The following is a 16734-nucleotide window of genomic DNA, read 5'->3' on the forward strand; positions in this document are numbered from 1 at the left end:
ACTCCGACCCTATTGCGTCCCGGACCCCCGACGTGCGCCGACCCCCACCCCCGCCGCGCGGACGGCGCGGGGGGACGGGGGTCGGGCGGGGTGGACGGCGGGTCGGACGGCGGGGTCGGGCGGGACCGACCTCAGGCGGTCAGCGGCACCGCGTCGGCGCGGATGGGCGAGGGCAGGTTGGTCTCCCCCATCAGGTAGGTGTCGACGGCGGCGGCGCAGGCGCGCCCCTCGGCGATCGCCCACACGATGAGCGACTGACCGCGCCCGGCGTCCCCGGCGACGAAGACCCCGGGGACGGAGGTCGCGTACCCCGGGTCGCGCACGAACCGGGTGCGCGAGTCCGTGCCCAGACCGAACTGCCCCACCAGGTCCCCGGCCTCGGGACCGCTGAACCCGATGGCCAGCAGCACCAGCTGGGCCGGGATGTCGTGCTCGGTGCCCTCGATCGGGGTCCACCGGCCGTCGATCTTCTCGACCTCGACCAGGCGCAGGCCCGTGACGTGGCCGGACTCGTCGGCGACGAACTCCTTGGTCGAGGCGGAGAACTTCCGGGTCCCGCCCTCCTCGTGCGAGGAGGACACCGAGAACACCTTGGGCACGGTCGGCCAGGGGTGCTCCTCGGAGCGCTCGCCCGGCGCGGCCGGGTAGATGTCGAGCTGGGTCACCGACCGGGCACCCTGGCGCAGCGCGGTGCCGTAGCAGTCCGACCCGGTGTCCCCGCCGCCGATGACGACGACGTCGAGGCCCTCGGCGTCGATGTAGTCCTCCGGGCGCTCCTCGCCCACCGCGATGCGGTTGGTCGGGGGCAGGTAGCGCATGGCCTGGTGGATGCCCGCGTACTCGCGCCCGGGGAGGTCCACCTCGCGCCACTGGGTCGCCCCGGTGGCGACGACGACGGCGTCGTAGCGGTCGCGCAGCTGCTCCCCGGTGATGTCGGTGCCGATGTCCACCCCGGCCCGGAAGCGGGTGCCCTCGGCCGACATCTGGGCGAGCCGGCGGTCGAGGACGGCGCGCTCCATCTTGAACTCGGGGATGCCGTAGCGCATCAGCCCGCCGATCTTGTCGTCGCGCTCGTAGACGGCGACGGTGTGACCGGCCCGGGTGAGCTGCTGGGCGGCCGCGAGCCCGGCGGGGCCCGAGCCGACCACGGCGACGGTCTTGCCGGTCAGCCGCTCCGGCGGACGCGGGGTCAGCCACCCCTGCTCGGCCGCGGCCTCGGCGATCTGGACCTCGACCTGCTTGATCGTCACCGGCGGCTGGTTGATGCCCAGCACGCAGGCCGACTCGCACGGCGCCGGGCACAGCTTGCCCGTGAACTCCGGGAAGTTGTTCGTGGCGTGCAGACGCTCGGCCGCGTCGCGCAGGTCGCCCCGGGCCACCAGGTCGTTCCACTCCGGGATCAGGTTCCCGAGCGGACAGGCGTTGTGGCAGAAGGGGATGCCGCAGTCCATGCAGCGTCCGGCCTGGCGCTTGAGCTGTTCGGCGTCCTGCGCCTCGTAGACCTCGCGCCAGTCCATGAGCCGCAGCGGGACCGGGCGGCGCGGCGGGAGTTCGCGCTCGCGCACGCTGAGGAAACCGCGGGGGTCAACCATGAGAAACCTCCATGATGCGTTCGAGCACCGTCGCGGAGTCCGGCTCCAGACCCTCGGCGACGGCCTTGGCCCGGACCTCCAGCACGCGGCGGTAGTCGCGCGGGACGATCGTGGTGAAGCGGGCGCGCGCCGCCCCCCAGTCGGCCAGCAGCTTGGCCGCGACCGGGGAGTCGGTGTGCTCGCGGTGGGCCAGCAGCAGGTCGTGCACGCGCGCGGCGGTCTCGTCGTCGAGCTCGACGAGGTCGACCATGTCGCGGTTGACGCGGTGCTCCTTGAGGTCCAGCACGTGGGCCAGACCACCGGACATGCCCGCGGCGATGTTGCGCCCGGCCCGGCCGAGGATGACGACCTCGCCCCCGGTCATGTACTCCAGCGCGTGGTCGCCCACGCCCTCGACCACGGCGGTGGCCCCGGAGTTGCGCACGCAGAACCGTTCGCCGACCTCGCCGCGCAGGAACATCCGTCCCGACGTCGCGCCGTAGCCGATGACGTTGCCGGCGACGATGTCGCGGTCCTTGCCGACCGCGGACCGGTCGGGCCGGGCCACGATGGTGCCGCCCGACAACCCCTTGCCGACGTAGTCGTTGGTGTCGCCGTGCAGGCGCAGCGTGACGCCGCGGGGCAGGAAGGCCCCGAGGGACTGCCCGCCGGACCCGGTGAGGGTCACGTCGATCGTGCCCTCGGGCAGACCGGCCTCGCCGTAGCGCTTGGTGACCTCGTGGCCGAGCAGCGTCCCGACGGTGCGGTTGACGTTGCGGATCGGCACCTCGAAGGCCACCTTTTCCCCGCGCTCCAGCGCGTCGGCCGCCCGCTCGATGAGGACGTGGTCCAGCGCCTTCTCCAGCCCGTGGTCCTGGGTCTGGGTGCAGCGCAGCGCCGAACCGTCGGGCGCCTCGACGGCGTGCAGGATCGGGGCGAGGTCCAGCCCGGAGGCCTTCCAGTGCGCCACGGCCCGCCGGGAGTCGAGCAGCTCGACGTGGCCGATGGCCTCCTCCAGCGAGCGGAACCCGAGGGAGGCGAGGTACTCCCGCACCTCCTGGGCCAGGAACTCGAAGAAGTTCACCAGGAATTCGGCCTGCCCGGTGAACCGGGCCCGCAGCTCGGGGTTCTGGGTGGCGACGCCGACCGGACAGGTGTCCAGCTGGCAGACGCGCATCATGATGCAACCGGCCACGACGAGCGGCGCGGTCGCGAAACCGAACTCCTCGGCGCCGAGCAGCGCCGCGATGACGACGTCGCGTCCGGTCTTGAGCTGGCCGTCCACCTGCACCGAGATGCGGTCGCGCAACCCGTTGAGGACCAGGGTCTGCTGGGTCTCGGCCAGGCCGAGCTCCCAGGGTCCCCCGGCGTGCTTGAGCGAGGTCAGCGGGGCCGCACCGGTCCCGCCGTCGTGCCCGGAGATCAGCACCACGTCGGCCTTGGCCTTGGACACGCCCGTCGCGACCGTCCCGACCCCGATCTCGGACACGAGCTTGACGTGCACGCGCGCCGCGGGGTTGGAGTTCTTGAGGTCGTGGATCAGCTGGGCCAGGTCCTCGATGGAGTAGATGTCGTGGTGCGGCGGCGGGGAGATGAGCCCGACGCCCGGCGTGGAGTGCCGGGTCTTGGCGATGTTCGGGTACACCTTGTGGCCGGGCAGCTGCCCGCCCTCACCGGGCTTGGCCCCCTGGGCGACCTTGATCTGCAGGTCGGTGGCCGACGTCAGGTAGTTGCTCGTGACGCCGAACCGCCCCGAGGCGATCTGCTTGACCTTCGAGGTGCGCTCGGGGTCGTAGAGGCGCTCGACGTCTTCGCCGCCCTCGCCGGAGTTCGAGCGCGCACCGAGGCGGTTCATCGCCACGGCCAGCACCTCGTGGGCCTCCTGCGAGATCGACCCGTAGCTCATCGCCCCGGTGGAGAAGCGCTTGACGATCTCCGAGACCGGCTCGACCTCGTCGACCGGGACCGGCTCGCGCACCCCCTTCTTGAGGGTCATCAGGCCGCGCAGCGTCATCAGCCGCTCGGACTGCTCGTCCACCCGCGCGGTGTACTGCCGGTAGACCTGCTCGTTGCGCGTGCGCGTCGAGTGCTGCAGCCGGAACACCGTCTCCGGGTCGAAGAGGTGCGGCTCGCCCTCGCGACGCCACTGGTACTCCCCGCCCGTCTCCAGCCGGCGGTGGGCGCGCTCCTGGCCCTCGGCCGGGTAGGCCACGCGGTGGCGACGGGCCACCTCCTCGGCCAGGACGTCCAGGCCGACGCCGCCGAGGCGGGAGGTGGTCGCGGTGAAGTACTCGTCGACCAGGGTCTGCGAGAGCCCGATGGCCTCGAAGACCTGGGCCCCGCGGTAGGAGGCCACGGTCGAGATGCCCATCTTGGACATGACCTTCAGGACGCCCTTGCCGAGCGCCTTGATGAGGTTCTTGACCGCGGTGTGCGCGTCGACCCCGGCGATGACGCCGTCGCGGACCAGGTCCTCGACGGTCTCCATGGCCAGGTAGGGGTTGATCGCGGCGGCGCCGTAGCCGATCAGCAGCGCGACGTGGTGCACCTCGCGCACGTCCCCGGCCTCGACGATCAGCCCGACCTGCGAACGCAGCTTCTGGCGCACGAGGTGGTGGTGGACCGCGGAGGTGAGCAGCAGCGAGGGGATGGGCGCCAGGTCGGCGGTCGAGTCGCGGTCGGACAGCACGACGAAGACCGCGCCGTCGGCGATCGCGCGCGACACCTCGGCGCGGATCTCCTCGATCCGCCGGGCGAGCTCGGCCCCGCCCCCGGCGAGGCGGTAGAGCCCGCGGACGGTGTGGGTGGTGCGGCCCGGGTTCCGCCGGTCCCGGTCGACGTGGACGATCTTGGCCAGCTCGTCGTTGTCGATGACCGGGAAGGGCAGCACCAGCTGGTGGCAGTGCTGGGGGCTCTCCCCCAGGAAGTTCTGCTGCGGGCCCGCGATGGTGACCAGCGAGGTCACCAGCTCCTCGCGGATCGCGTCCAGCGGCGGGTTGGTCACCTGCGCGAACAGCTGGGAGAAGTAGTCGAAGAGCAGCCGGGGACGCTCGGAGAGCACCGCCAGGGGGGTGTCGGAGCCCATCGACCCGATCGGCTCGGCCGCGGCGCGGGCCATCGGCGCGAGGATGAGCCGCAGCTCCTCCTCGGTGTAGCCGAAGGTCTGCTGACGACGGGCCACGGAGGCGTGGGTGTGCACGATGTGCTCGCGCGGAGGCAGGTCGGCGAGGTGCACGACCTCCTTGAGCCACTCCGCGTAGGGCTGCCGGGCGGCGAGCTCGGACTTGATCTCCTCGTCGTCGATGATCCGGCCGCGCGCGGTGTCCACGAGGAACATCCGTCCGGGCTGCACCCGGCCGCGCTGCACCACCGAGGCCGGGTCGAGGTCGAGCACGCCGACCTCGGAGGCCAGCACGACGAGACCCTCGTCGGTCACCCAGTAGCGCGAGGGGCGCAGGCCGTTGCGGTCGAGGACCCCGCCGATGACGGTGCCGTCGGTGAAGACGAGGTTGGCCGGACCGTCCCAGGCCTCGGAGAACATCGAGTGGAACTCGTAGAAGGCCCGGCGGGCCGGGTCCATCTCGGTGTGGTTCTCCCAGGCCTCCGGGATCATCATCAGCACGGCGTGCGGCAGCGAGCGGCCGGCGAGGTGCAGCAGCTCCAGGACCTCGTCGAAGCTGGCCGAGTCCGACCCGGTGGTGCCGTTGATCGGCGCCAGCCGCTGCACGTCGCCCGGGATGAGCGGCGTGCTCATGGTCGACTCGCGCGCGGTCATCCAGTTCCGGTTGCCCTTGACCGTGTTGATCTCGCCGTTGTGGGCGATGGTCCGGAAGGGGTGGGCCAGCGGCCAGCTCGGGAACGTGTTGGTCGAGAAGCGCGAGTGGACGATCGCGAGCTCGGTCGCGAAACGGCGGTCGGACAGGTCGGGGAAGAACGGCTCGAGCTGCCCGGTGGTCAGCATCCCCTTGTAGACGATCGTCCGCGCCGACAGCGACGGGAAGTAGACGCCCAGGTCGCGCTCGGCCCGCTTGCGCAGCGGGTAGACCCGGCGGTCGAGGTCCAACCCGCTCGCCCCGGCGCCCTCACCGGCGCCCGCGACGAAGAGCTGGGCGAAGTGCGGCATGCAGGCGCGCGCCTGGCTGCCGACGAGGTCGACGGTGGCCGGCACGTCGCGCCACCCCAGCACCTCGAGGGACTCCTCGGCGGCGAGGCGCTCGATCCCGGCCACGGTCTCGGCCCGCTCGGTCTCGTCGAGGGGCAGGAACGCGAACCCGGCCGCGTAGGACCCGGCCGCGGGCAGCTCGAAGTCGACGACGCCGCGGAAGAAGGCGTCGGGCAGCTGGGTGAGGATCCCGGCGCCGTCGCCCGTGTTCGTCTCGGCCCCCACCGCACCGCGGTGGTCGAGGTTGCGCAGCGCGGTCAGCGCGTGCTCGACGATGTCGTGGCCGGGTTCGCCCCGCATGGTGGCGACGAAGGCGACACCGCAGGCGTCCTTCTCCTGGCTGGGGTCGTAGAGACCCTGCTTGGCCGGAAGGCTGGAGAACAACGGCTGCGTGGGCGAGGGAATCACCTCAGGGGCTTGCGACATCGGGTGCACCGTCCTCGGGGGGAGATCGCGACGACCTCGGTGGACAGAGGGGTCTCACGGGAAGCCGCGGGGCGACGGCGGCCCGCGACTGCGCTCACTGTAATGCGGTCAGGACCTCGTGATGTTCACCTGGGCATCACAAGGACGTCACGTACGTCACGTGACTACTCCGACGAACCCGGGGATCTCCTGGCACTCTCATCGGCGGACCGTTCCGTCCCGCTCACCGTGGGTGATTCGGTCGGACCGGCGTCGCCCCCGTCGCGCTCGTGGGCGTCCGGGGACGAGTCCGAGGATAACCGCCCCGGGAGCACGAGTTCGTCCATCGGCAGCGGAAGATCCCCCGTCCGCGCCCCGTGACGGCGCCGGGAGACCACGAAGGCCACGAAGCCGGCGACCAGGACGAGGCCGCTGACCCAGGTGTTGACCCGCAGGCCGAGGATCAGGGTCGCGGTGTCGGAGCGGAGCAGCTCGAAGAAGAACCGGCCCAGGCAGTACAGCCCGACGTAGAGGGCCATGACCTGCCCCCGGTGCAGCCGCAGCCGCCGGTCGAGCACGATCAGGACGGCGGCGACCGCCAGGCACCACAGGGACTCGTAGAGGAACGTGGGCTGGAAGACGCCCCGGACGACCGGGTTGCCGGCGGCGTCGAGCACCGCCCGCCCCTCCGATCCGTCCCACTGGTGGATGGTCAGGCCCCAGGGGACGTCGGTGGGCCGCCCGTAGAGCTCGTTGTTGAACCAGTTGCCCCAGCGGCCGAGCGCCTGGGCGATCAGCAGGCCGGGCGCGATGGCGTCGGCGAACGCCGACAGCCGCACCCCGGCGCGACGCGCCCCGATCCAGGCACCGAGCGCGCCGAGCGCGATCGCCCCCCAGATGCCCAGCCCGCCGTCCCAGATCGCGAAGGCGCGCCAGGGGTCCCCACCCTCGCCGAAGTAGGCCTGGGGCGAGGAGATCACGTGGTAGAGCCGCGCCCCCACGACCCCGAGCGGGACCGCCCAGGTGACGATGTCCAGCGTCACGTCGGGGCGCCCGCCCCGGGCCCGCCAGCGCCGCTCGGTCAGCCAGACCCCCACGACGATGCCCGCGATGATGCACAGCGCGTAGGCGCGCACGGGCAGCGGGCCCAGGTGCCAGACGGCGACGGTCGGGCTCGGGATCGTCCCGGCCAGGGCCGTGATCACGACGCCGACGGGGTCGGTGTGGCCGCCGTGCCCGTGGCCCCGCCGGTGACGGTGCCGCCCGCGGCCGCGACGGCCTGCCGCAGGTTGTCCGGGGCCTGCGCCGACAGCAGCTGGTCGGAGGGGATCGTGGTCGGCTCACCGCCCCCGGCCGGGGTGACCCGGACGGTGGGCGTGCCCTGGACGCCCTGCGCGTCCATCGTCGCCTCGACCCGGTCCACGTAGGCCTCGAAGACCCGGTCCTGGACCTGCGAGCGCCACTTCGCCAGGTCGGGGACCTGCGCCTGCCGGGCGTAGTCCTCGAGCTGGTCCAGCGTGTAGCCGGTCCCCTCCTCGGCGGGCTGGTTGGCGTAGACCACCTTGGTGTACTCGGCCAGCCGACCCTGCTCGCTGGCGGCCGCGGCCCCCTCGGCGGCCATCTGCGAGGCCTCGTTGCCGAAGCGGTCGTCCAGGAAGGTCAGGGTGTGCACGACCACGCGGGCCGAACCCGAGGAGGCCAGTTCGACGTAGGCGTCGCCCCCGGTCTCCTCGAAGCGCTTGCAGACCGGGCACTGGTAGTCCAGCCACACGTCGAGCGTGGGGGCGGCGCCCGCGGCGGGACTGCCGGGCAGGACCATGCCGCCGTCGGTGGAGGCGGCCGCCGCGGGGGCGGCCCCGTCGCCCGCGTCGCCGCCGCGGTTCTGCACGATCAGCACGGTGACGACCGCGACCAGGGCGACCACGACGAGCGTCGCGACCGTGATCAGCGTGACCTTGCGGCGGCGCTCGGCCGCCTTCTCCCGCTGGCGCAGGGCGGCGGCCTTGGCCGCCCGGGCCTCGCGGGCGTCGACCGCCTGCGCCTGCTGCTGGTTCGCGACCGCCGGGTTGCCCGAGCGCGACCTCTTCGCCATCAGCGGTCCCGGATCCCGGCCGAGAGGCGGGCGGCGAGCTCGCCCACCGCACGCACCCCGGCGGCCGGGTCGTCGGCCTCGAGCATCCGCGCCACGAAGGCCGAGCCGACGATGACCCCGTCGGCGTAGGCGGCGACCTCGCCGGCCTGCTCCGGGGTGGACACGCCGAGACCCACGCAGACGCGCTCCGCCCCGGCGGCGCGGGTGCGCTCGACCAGCCCGCGGGCCCCGGCCCCGACGCTGGCCCGGGCACCGGTGACCCCCATCAGCGAGGCCGCGTAGACGAAACCGCGGGAGGCGGCCGAGGTCATCGCCAGACGCTTCTCGGTGGAGCTGGGGGCGACGAGGAAGACCTTGTCGAGGTCGCGCTCGTCGGCGGCGGCGACCCATTCGGCCGCCTCGTCGGGGATGAGGTCGGGGGTGATGAGCCCCGCGCCCCCGGCGTCGGCCAGGTCGGCGGCGAAACGGGCCACGCCGTAGCGGTCCACCGGCGGCCAGTAGGTCATGACCAGGGTGGCGGCCCCCGTGGCCGCGACGGCCTCGACGGCGCGCAGCACGTCGGTCGGCCGGGTGCCCCGCGCGCGGGCCACGTCCACGGCCTGCTGGATGGTCGGGCCGTCCATGGTCGGGTCGGAGTAGGGCAGTCCGAGCTCGATGATGTCGGCGCCGCCGTCGACGGCCGCCCGGGCCGCCTCGACCGAGGTCGCGACGTCGGGGAAACCGACCGGCAGGTAGGCGACCAGCGCGGCCCGGCCCTCGGCGCGGGCGGCGTCGACCGCCTGCCCGGCCGTGCGGCGGGCGGGTCGCCCGGTCCCGTTCGCGGTCGTGTCGTTCTCGGGCACGGTGCTCACCATCCGGACGCCTCGGTCTCTGCGGGGGGCTCGGAGACCCGTTCGACCTCCGAGGCGACCAGGTCGGCGTCGCTGACCAGGCCGAACCAGCGCGCGGCGGTGTCGACGTCCTTGTCGCCGCGCCCGGACAGGTTGACGAGCACCAGGCCCTCGGGGCCCAGCTCGCGGGCGACCCCGAGGGCCCCGGCGAGGGCGTGGGCGCTCTCGATCGCGGGGATGATCCCCTCGGTCCGGCACAGACGACGGAAGGCGTCCATGGCCTGGGCGTCGGTGATCGAGCGGTACTCGGCGCGGTGCGAGGCCCCCAACCAGGCGTGCTCGGGGCCGACGCCGGGGTAGTCCAGCCCGGCCGAGATCGAGTGCGACTCGACCGTCTGGCCGTCCTCGTCCTGCAGCACGTAGCTGCGGGCGCCCTGGAAGACCCCGGTACCGCCGCCGCTGATCGAGGAGGCGTGCCGCCCGGTCTCGATGCCGTCGCCGCCGGCCTCGAAGCCGTAGAGGGCGACGTCGGCGTCGTCGAGGAACGCGTGGAAGATCCCGATGGCGTTCGACCCGCCGCCGACGCAGGCGCAGACCGCGTCGGGCAGGCGCCCCGTGAGGGCCTGGACCTGCTCGCGCGCCTCCAGCCCGATGATCCGCTGGTAGTCGCGGACCAGGACCGGGAAGGGGTGCGGTCCGGCGACCGTCCCGAAGATGTAGTGGGTGTCGTCGACGGTGGCCACCCAGTCGCGGAACGCCTCGTTGACGGCGTCCTTGAGCGTGCGGCTGCCCGCGGTCACCGGGACCACGGTGGCGCCGAGCAGACGCATCCGGGCGACGTTCAGCGCCTGGCGCCGGGTGTCCTCCTCGCCCATGTAGATGACGCACTCCAGCCCCATCAGGGCGGCCGCGGTGGCGGTGGCGACCCCGTGCTGACCGGCGCCGGTCTCGGCGATGACGCGCTTCTTGCCCATCCGCCGGGTCAGCAGCGCCTGGCCGAGCACGTTGTTGATCTTGTGCGAGCCGGTGTGGTTGAGGTCCTCGCGCTTGAGCAGGACGCGGGCGGCCCGGGGGCCGGCCTCGGCGGCGAAGCGGGGGACCTCGGTGATGATGCTGGGGCGGCCCGAGTAGGTGCGGTGCAGTTCGGCCAGCTCGGCCAGGAACCCCTCGTCGGCCATCGCCGCCCGATGGGCGGCGTCGATCTCGTCGAGGGCCGCCACGAGCGCCTCGGGGACGAAGCGGCCGCCGAAGGCGCCGAAGTAGGGGCCGCGCTCGTCCTGCAGGGAGGGGGCGGTCGGGGTGGTCACGGTGGCTCTCCAGACTCAGGGACGGACGGCTTGCACGGCCGGGTGGGCCCCGGCGGCCACGAGGTCGGCCACGGCCCGGCGGGGGTCGGCCCCCTTGACCAGGCTCTCGCCGACCAGGACGGCGTCGGCGCCCGAGCGGGCGTAGTCGACGACCTCGCGCGGCCCGGAGACGCCGGACTCCGCGACCCGGATCACGTGGTCGGGGATGAGCGGCGCGAGTGCGTGGAAGGTGTTCGTGTCGACCTCGAGGGTCTTCAGGTTGCGGTTGTTGACGCCGATGACGCGGGCCTCGGCGGCCAGGGCCCGCTCGATCTCCTCGGCGTCGTGCACCTCGACCAGGGCGGTCATGCCCAGCGAGTGGGTGCGCTCGATGAGCGAGACCAGCGCGTCCTGCTCCAGGGCGGCCACGATGAGGAGCACCACGTCGGCGCCCCAGGCCCGGGCCTCCCAGAGCTGGTAGCTGGAGACCACGAAGTCCTTGCGCAGCACCGGGACGTCCACCGCGCAGCGCACGGCCCGCAGGTCCTCCAGGCTGCCGCCGAACCGCCGCTGCTCGGTCAGGACGCTGATGACGCTCGCGCCGCCGGCCTCGTACTGGGCCGCGAGGGCCGCCGGGTCGGGGATGTCGGCCAGCTCGCCCTTGGAGGGGCTCTTGCGCTTGACCTCGGCGATGACCTTGACGCCGCGCTGCTCCTCCTCGCGGGGCCGCAGCAGCGGGATCGCGTCTTTGGCCGGCACCTGCCGGTGGGCGCGCTCCTTCAGCTCCTCCAGGGAGGTGCGTTCGCGGCGGGCCGCCATGTCTTCGCGGACCCCGGCCAGGATGTCGTCGAGCACCGTCACGGCGTCGATGCTAGCCCCGGGTTCGGGGCGACCATGACCGCGGGGACCGCCCGGGGCGGACGGCGAGGCCCGGCGGGCCGGGCGGCTCAGCGGGTGTTCTTGCCCTTGACGCCGTAGCCCATCTTGGCCAGCACGCCGCCCACGACCATCGAGGCGACGATCACGACGCCGCCGATGATCCCCCAGGTCAGGCTGGGGAACACGACCGCGAGGGAGAGGATCAGGAAACCGACCAGGCAGGTGGTCACGCCCGCCCAGGCGGCGATGCTGTGGCCGTGGCCGAGCTCGTCGTGGCCGTGCCCGTCCGGGCCGTCACCGACGGCCTGCGCGTTCGAGCCGGGACCGTTCGAGCCGGCGTGGCTGGTGCTGGAACCGCTGGTGGACTGGCTGCTCACGGCTGGACGCTCCTCGGTTCTGCTCCCCGACCGGCGGGGGGAACCACCGCCGGACCTGCTACGACGTCCACCGTACCGGCCCGGTGGGGCCAGGCACGGGACGGGTGAGGTCAGCGGGTGGGGTCGCTGCCCCGACTGAGCTCGTCCCAGGTCGCGGCCGGGTCCTCGGCGGCCGTGGGGCCGGCACCCGGCCCGGCCGCCCGGACGATAGCGGCGTCGCGCTCGAACCGGCTCGCCCGTGCTGGGGTCGCCCAGCGGCGGGAGCGGAGCACGACGCCCGTCCCCGCGAGCACCAGCAGCACCCCACCCCCGGCCGACACCCACGGCCAGGGCGCGACCCGGAGCCCGGAGATCTCGGCGGAGGTGACCGAGGCGGCCTGACGGGCCGGCCCCGCGACGGCCGCGGCGGCCTCACCGGGGACCCGCGCGCTCGCGGTGACGACGCCCGCGCCCGCGGCCAGCAGCAGCAGCGCCGCGACGGTCCGGGCGAACCGGCGTCCGATCAGGCTCGCGAGCACGGCCGCGAGCCCGACCAGCCCGAGGGCCGTGGCCACGGGTGCGGCCGACCGGCCGTCGGCGACGACCTCGGCCACCCCGACCGCGGTACGGACCTGGGCGCGCACCCACACCGGCGCGCCCGCCGCGAGCGTGACGACCGCTCCGGCGAGACCGAGCAGGAGCAGCACCGCCCGCTCCCGACCCGGTGCCGAGCGGGTCATGCCGGGGCGCCCACGACGGCGGGCAGCGGGTCGGCGACGAAGCAGGTGCGCTCCCCCGTGTGGCAGGCGGCGCCGACCTGGTCGACCTCGAGCAGCAGGGCGTCGCCGTCGCAGTCCAGCGAGGCGCGCTTGACCCACTGCACGTGGCCCGACGTGTCGCCCTTGCGCCACAGCGAGCGGCGGCTGCGGCTGAAGTAGGTGGCCCGTCCGGTCGTGAGGGTCGCGGCCAGCGCCTCGTCGTCCATCCAGGCCACCATGAGCACCTCACGGGTGTCGTGCTGCTGGACGACCGCGCACACCAACCCGGCCGCGTCGCGCTTGAGCCGGTCGGCGAGCGCGGGGTCGAGGGTCGGGACGGTCTCGGGGGCGGGTTCGGAGGCGGGTTCGGGCTCGGGCACCCGCCGATCCTTCCATCCGGGGCGGGCGCCGGTGCCCCGACCGGTGCCGCCTCCCGGTCCGTGCGAGCATCGCGCCCATGCCGACCTTCGTCGCCGGCGAGCGCGCCGCCCTCTGCGAGACCGCCCGCTCCACCGGCCCCGACGCCCCCACGTTGTGCGAGGGGTGGACGGTCCGCGACCTGCTCGTGCACCTGGCCCGCCGGGCCGGACGGCTGCGCGAGAAGCCGGCGGGCCTGCCCTTCGACGACCTGGTCGACCTCGTGCGCAGTGGACCGCCCGCGTGGTCACCGGCCCGGTTCGGCCCGGTCGCGGAGCTCGTGGACCTCGCCGAGTTCACGGTCCACCACGAGGACGTCCGCCGCGGGGCGGGTGCGGCCGAGCCGCGCGAGCTGCCGCGCGGTCAGCAGCAGGCCCTGTGGCGCACGGTGAGCCGGCTCGGGCGGCTCTCCTACCGGAAGTCCCCGACCGGGGTGGTGCTCGTCGTCCCGCAGGGTCCGCGGGTGGTCGTGAAGCGCGGGGCCGACGCCGTCTCGATCACCGGTGAACCGCTGGAGCTGCTGCTGCACGCGTTCGGGCGCCGGGAGCGGGCGAGGGTGGAGATCGACGGCTCGCCCGCGACCCTGGCCCGCTTCACCGCCTGAGCCCGCGGCCCGGCCCGGGCTGGCCCGGGCTCAACGGACGGGCGTGCCGCCCGCCCGCAGCGCGTCCTTGACCTGACCGATGGTCAGCTGCTGGAAGTGGAAGACGCTGGCGGCCAGGACCGCGTCGGCCCCGGCCGCGACCGCGGGCGGGAAGTGCTCGACGGCCCCGGCCCCGCCGGAGGCGATGAGCGGCACGGTCACCCGACCACGCACCGCGGTGAGCATCTCCAGGTCGAAGCCGGCCTTGGTGCCGTCGGCGTCCATGGAGTTGAGCAGCACCTCCCCCGCGCCCAGCTCGCACGCCCGTGCCGCCCACTCCACGGCGTCGAGACCGGTGCCCCGGCGACCGCCGTGGGTGGTGACCTCGTAGCCCGAGGCCGTGGTCGGCTCCCCCGGGCGGGTGCGCCGGGCGTCCACCGACAGGACCAGCACCTGGGCGCCGAACCGGTCGGCGATCTCGGAGATCAGCTCGGGACGCGCGATGGCGGCCGTGTTCACCCCGACCTTGTCGGCCCCGGCGCGCAGCAGCCGGGCGACGTCCTCGACGCTGCGCACCCCGCCGCCGACGGTGAGGGGGATGAACACCTGCTCGGCGGTGCGGGCGACCACGTCGTAGGTCGTCTCGCGGGACCCGCTGGAGGCGGTCACGTCCAGGAAGGTCAGCTCGTCGGCGCCCTCGGCGTCGTAGCGGCGGGCGAGCTCGACCGGGTCGCCCGCGTCGCGGAGGTCGGCGAAGTTGACGCCCTTGACCACCCGACCGGCGTCGACGTCGAGGCAGGGGATCACGCGCACGGCCACCGTCACGAGGTGCAGGGTAACGAGCGCGGACCGGGCACCGGGCCGGGCCGGTAGCGTTCCGGCGGTGCGCACCACCGGCTCCCTCCGCCCCGAACCGCTCGACCCGACCGACCGCGAGGCGGTGACCGCGTTCCGGCACGCCGCCGACCGGACGTTCCTGCAGACGCTGGGGACGCCGGAGGAGATCGCGACCCTGTCCCGGTTGATGGCGGGCGACCGGCTCAGCCGGATCCTGGACGGCGGGCGGACGGTCGCGACCTTCCGCTCCTTCGACACCGACCTGACCCTCCCGGGCGGCTCCGCGCTGCCGGTGAACGCGGTCTCGGCCGTCACCGTGGCCGCGACGCACCGCCGTCGCGGGATCCTCACGACGATGATGCGGGCCGACCTGGCCGCGGCCCGCGACCGCGGGGTCGCGGTCTCGGCGCTGTTCGCGGCCGAGGCGGGGATCTACGCCCGGTTCGGCTTCGGGCCCGCGACGCGGTCGGCCCCCCTCACGCTGGCCTCGCCGCGCGTCCGCTTCCGCGAGGACGCCCCGGTGGGCGGGACCGTCGAGCTGCACGAGCCCGGCGAGGTCGGGGCGGAGCTGCGCGCGGTGCAGGAGCGGACCCGGCGCGGACGGGCCGGCGGACTGAGCCGGTCACGGGCCTGGTGGCAGCACACGACCCGGCCCGGGGGGTTCCCGGCCGCCACCCGGGTCGTGCTGCACCGCGACGAGGACGGCGAACCGGACGGCTACGCGCTGAGCGAGGGGATCCCCGCCTGGGACCACGAGGTGAGCAACGCGCGAATGGTCGTGCCGCAGCTGCTCGCCGCGACCCCGGAGGCGTACTGCGGGATCCTCGAGACCCTCGCCTCGACCGACCTGGTCCGTTCCGTCGAGCTGGCCGACCGTCCCCTGGACGACCCGCTGCCCTGGTTGCTGGTCGACGAACGCGCGGTGACCAGCGGGCCGGTCCGCGACGCCCTGTGGCTGCGGGTCCTCGACGCGCCCGCGGCGCTGTCGGCCCGGTCCTGGTGGGGGACGGGCGAGGCCGTCGTCGAGGTCGTCGACGAGACGCCGGAGGCGTTCGCCGCCGGGACGCTGCGCATCGCGGTCGAGGAGTCCGGCCGCGACGCCGAGGGCTGGGCGCGCGCCGAGGTCACCCCCACGACCGCCGACCCCGACGTCCGGCTCGGGGCCGACGCCCTCGCGGCGTTGCTGCTGGGCGGATCCGACGTCATGACCCTGGCCGCCGCCGGTCGGGCCGGCGGGACGCGGTCGGGGTTGCGCCGGGCGGCCCTGCTGTTCGGCACCGACCGGGAACCCTGGTGTGACACGCACTTCTGAGCCCACCGCCCCCTCGCACCCGACCGATCCGCTGGCGTGCGTGCTGGAGGCGGTGCGCACCGCGCGGCCGCGGGTGGTGGGGGTCGACGGACGGTCGGGGGCCGGCAAGACCGGGTTCGCGGCCCGGCTGGGCGCCGCCCTCGCCGCACCCGTGCTCGCCGTCGAGGACCTCTACCGCGGCTGGGACGGGCTCGCCGGGGCGGTCGAAGAACTGTCGCCCCTGCTGCGGCGGTGGCGGGCGGGCGTTCCCGCCCGGTTCCGGCGGTGGGACTGGGCGGCGGGGTGCGACGGGGCCGAGGTCACGGTCGCGCCCGCGCCGCTGCTGGTCGTGGAGGGCGTGGGGTGCAGCGCGGCGGACGGGGTCGACCTGCTGGTCTGGTTGGAGCTCGACGCCCCCACCCGCAAGGCCCGGGCCCTGGCCCGCGACGGGGACACGTTCGCGCCGTTCTGGGACCGGTGGGCGGCCCAGGAGGACGCCCTGTTCTCAGCCCACCCGGTAGAACGCGGCGGCGTTGTCGTGCAGGACGGCCGCGCGGTGCTCGTCCGCGACATCGGCCAGCAGCTGCAGGTCGGCCGCCCGGAAGGGTCGCCGGGCCCGGGTTGACGGGAGATCGGTCCCCGCCAGCAGGGCGCCCGGGTCCACCGCCAGGATCGCGCGGACGGTCGCGGTGACGTCGAGGTCGACCCGCCCGAAACCCGTCGCCTTCACCCGGACACCGTCCTCCACCAGACGCAGCAGGTCGTCCAGCCCGGCGTCGGACAGCCCCAGGTGGTCGATCGAGACCGCCGGCAACCGCCGCAGGACCGGGGCCAGGCCGGACAGCTCGCGGGAGTCGACGTAGAGTTCCGCGTGCAACCCGGCGACGTCGAAAGCCCTGCGCGCCAGCGTCTCCAGCTCCTCGCGACCCGCCGACCCGCCCCGGCGCAGGTTGAACCGGATCCCCCGGACGCCGTCGGCGGCCAGATCGCCGAGTTCCGTGTCGGTCACGTCCGCCGGGACCTGGGTGACCCCGACGAAACCCGGCCCGAACCGGCGGAGACCGTCGCGCAGGTAGGTCTGGTCGAAACCCTGGAACGATCCCGACACCACCGCTCCCCCGACCACGACGAACCCCGCCTCGGCGAGGTCGGCGACCGAGCGGTGGTAGTCGGCGACCCGGAACTCCACGGGGCGGAACCCGTCGTTGTCGGTGAGCGGGAAACGGTGGTCCACCACGTGCAGGTGGGCGTCGAAGACTCGCTGCAC

At 74.3% G+C, this 16734-nt stretch carries 15 protein-coding genes; 3 read left to right on the top strand and 12 right to left on the bottom strand.

All coding sequences use genetic code 11. The features are described from left to right. Positions 1–131: 131 nt before the first annotated feature. From ACFFKU_RS12855 to hisI, 10 genes are all read right to left on the bottom strand, one after another. Positions 132–1592: a glutamate synthase subunit beta gene (locus tag ACFFKU_RS12855; protein WP_380138487.1), complete on the bottom strand. Its 1461-nt coding sequence runs from the start codon at positions 1590–1592 to the stop codon at positions 132–134. Then, on the bottom strand, positions 1585–6159 hold the full coding sequence (gene gltB / locus ACFFKU_RS12860) for a glutamate synthase large subunit (protein ID WP_380138488.1): 4575 nt from the start codon (positions 6157–6159) through the stop codon (positions 1585–1587). The genes ACFFKU_RS12855 and gltB overlap by 8 nt, the downstream gene beginning before the upstream one ends. Positions 6160–6323: 164 nt before the next feature. Next, a complete protein-coding gene (lgt, locus tag ACFFKU_RS12865) occupies positions 6324–7340 on the bottom strand; it encodes a prolipoprotein diacylglyceryl transferase (protein WP_380138713.1) in 1017 nt (338 codons plus the stop codon). Then, positions 7340–8230 (bottom strand): DsbA family protein, encoded by an 891-nt coding sequence (locus tag ACFFKU_RS12870; protein WP_380138490.1) that lies wholly within the window; start codon positions 8228–8230, stop codon positions 7340–7342. The genes lgt and ACFFKU_RS12870 overlap by 1 nt, the downstream gene beginning before the upstream one ends. Continuing rightward, the gene (trpA, locus tag ACFFKU_RS12875; RefSeq protein ID WP_432499535.1) at positions 8230–9084 is read right to left on the bottom strand and encodes a tryptophan synthase subunit alpha; all 855 of its coding nucleotides are present in this window, start codon (positions 9082–9084) and stop codon (positions 8230–8232) included. The genes ACFFKU_RS12870 and trpA overlap by 1 nt, the downstream gene beginning before the upstream one ends. Then, positions 9078–10367 (bottom strand): tryptophan synthase subunit beta, encoded by a 1290-nt coding sequence (gene trpB, locus ACFFKU_RS12880; RefSeq protein ID WP_380138493.1) that lies wholly within the window; start codon positions 10365–10367, stop codon positions 9078–9080. The genes trpA and trpB overlap by 7 nt, the downstream gene beginning before the upstream one ends. Positions 10368–10382: 15 nt before the next feature. Further along, the gene (trpC, locus tag ACFFKU_RS12885) at positions 10383–11207 is read right to left on the bottom strand and encodes an indole-3-glycerol phosphate synthase TrpC (protein ID WP_380138494.1); all 825 of its coding nucleotides are present in this window, start codon (positions 11205–11207) and stop codon (positions 10383–10385) included. Between the two features lie 86 nt (positions 11208–11293). Then, on the bottom strand, positions 11294–11602 hold the full coding sequence (locus ACFFKU_RS12890) for an HGxxPAAW family protein (protein ID WP_380138496.1): 309 nt from the start codon (positions 11600–11602) through the stop codon (positions 11294–11296). A 110-nt stretch (positions 11603–11712) separates the two neighbouring features. Beyond that, complete coding sequence (locus tag ACFFKU_RS12895; protein ID WP_380138498.1) at positions 11713–12321, bottom strand: Trp biosynthesis-associated membrane protein; 609 nt, start codon at positions 12319–12321, stop codon at positions 11713–11715. Beyond that, positions 12318–12719: a phosphoribosyl-AMP cyclohydrolase gene (gene hisI / locus ACFFKU_RS12900; protein WP_380138500.1), complete on the bottom strand. Its 402-nt coding sequence runs from the start codon at positions 12717–12719 to the stop codon at positions 12318–12320. Before hisI ends, ACFFKU_RS12895 begins: the two co-directional genes overlap by 4 nt. A gap of 77 nt (positions 12720–12796) precedes the next feature. Between hisI and ACFFKU_RS12905 the strand changes: the two genes are divergently transcribed. After that, the gene (locus ACFFKU_RS12905) at positions 12797–13360 is read left to right on the top strand and encodes a maleylpyruvate isomerase family mycothiol-dependent enzyme (protein ID WP_380138502.1); all 564 of its coding nucleotides are present in this window, start codon (positions 12797–12799) and stop codon (positions 13358–13360) included. 30 nt (positions 13361–13390) lie between these two features. Here ACFFKU_RS12905 and hisF read toward each other — a convergent pair whose 3' ends face one another. Next, positions 13391–14164, bottom strand: a complete 774-nt coding sequence (gene hisF, locus ACFFKU_RS12910; protein WP_380138503.1) for an imidazole glycerol phosphate synthase subunit HisF — start codon at positions 14162–14164, stop codon at positions 13391–13393. Positions 14165–14222: 58 nt separating this feature from the next. On the opposite strand from hisF, the gene ACFFKU_RS12915 reads away from it, so the two are divergent. Both ACFFKU_RS12915 and ACFFKU_RS12920 read left to right on the top strand, forming a co-directional pair. Further along, on the top strand, positions 14223–15488 hold the full coding sequence (locus ACFFKU_RS12915; RefSeq protein WP_380138505.1) for a GNAT family N-acetyltransferase: 1266 nt from the start codon (positions 14223–14225) through the stop codon (positions 15486–15488). Next, on the top strand, positions 15472–16092 hold the full coding sequence (locus tag ACFFKU_RS12920) for a nucleoside/nucleotide kinase family protein (protein WP_380138507.1): 621 nt from the start codon (positions 15472–15474) through the stop codon (positions 16090–16092). Before ACFFKU_RS12915 ends, ACFFKU_RS12920 begins: the two co-directional genes overlap by 17 nt. Here ACFFKU_RS12920 and ACFFKU_RS12925 read toward each other — a convergent pair. After that, positions 15973–16734: an amidohydrolase family protein gene (locus ACFFKU_RS12925; protein ID WP_380138714.1), complete on the bottom strand. Its 762-nt coding sequence runs from the start codon at positions 16732–16734 to the stop codon at positions 15973–15975. The genes ACFFKU_RS12920 and ACFFKU_RS12925 overlap by 120 nt on opposite strands.

It is taken from the genome of Kineococcus gynurae, from assembly GCF_042433995.1.
GTDB lineage: Bacteria > Actinomycetota > Actinomycetes > Actinomycetales > Kineococcaceae > Kineococcus > Kineococcus gynurae.

What these genes read in the sequence shown, in the direction of transcription:
- ACFFKU_RS12855 (WP_380138487.1), bottom strand. Translation starts at nt 1,592, where the DNA reads ATGGTTGACCCCCGCGGTTTCCTCAGCGTGCGCGAGCGCGAACTCCCG.
- gltB (WP_380138488.1), bottom strand. Translation starts at nt 6,159, where the DNA reads ATGTCGCAAGCCCCTGAGGTGATTCCCTCGCCCACGCAGCCGTTGTTC.
- ACFFKU_RS12870 (WP_380138490.1), bottom strand. Translation starts at nt 8,230, where the DNA reads ATGGCGAAGAGGTCGCGCTCGGGCAACCCGGCGGTCGCGAACCAGCAG.
- trpA (WP_432499535.1), bottom strand. Translation starts at nt 9,084, where the DNA reads ATGGTGAGCACCGTGCCCGAGAACGACACGACCGCGAACGGGACCGGG.
- ACFFKU_RS12895 (WP_380138498.1), bottom strand. Translation starts at nt 12,321, where the DNA reads ATGACCCGCTCGGCACCGGGTCGGGAGCGGGCGGTGCTGCTCCTGCTC.
- ACFFKU_RS12905 (WP_380138502.1), top strand. Translation starts at nt 12,797, where the DNA reads ATGCCGACCTTCGTCGCCGGCGAGCGCGCCGCCCTCTGCGAGACCGCC.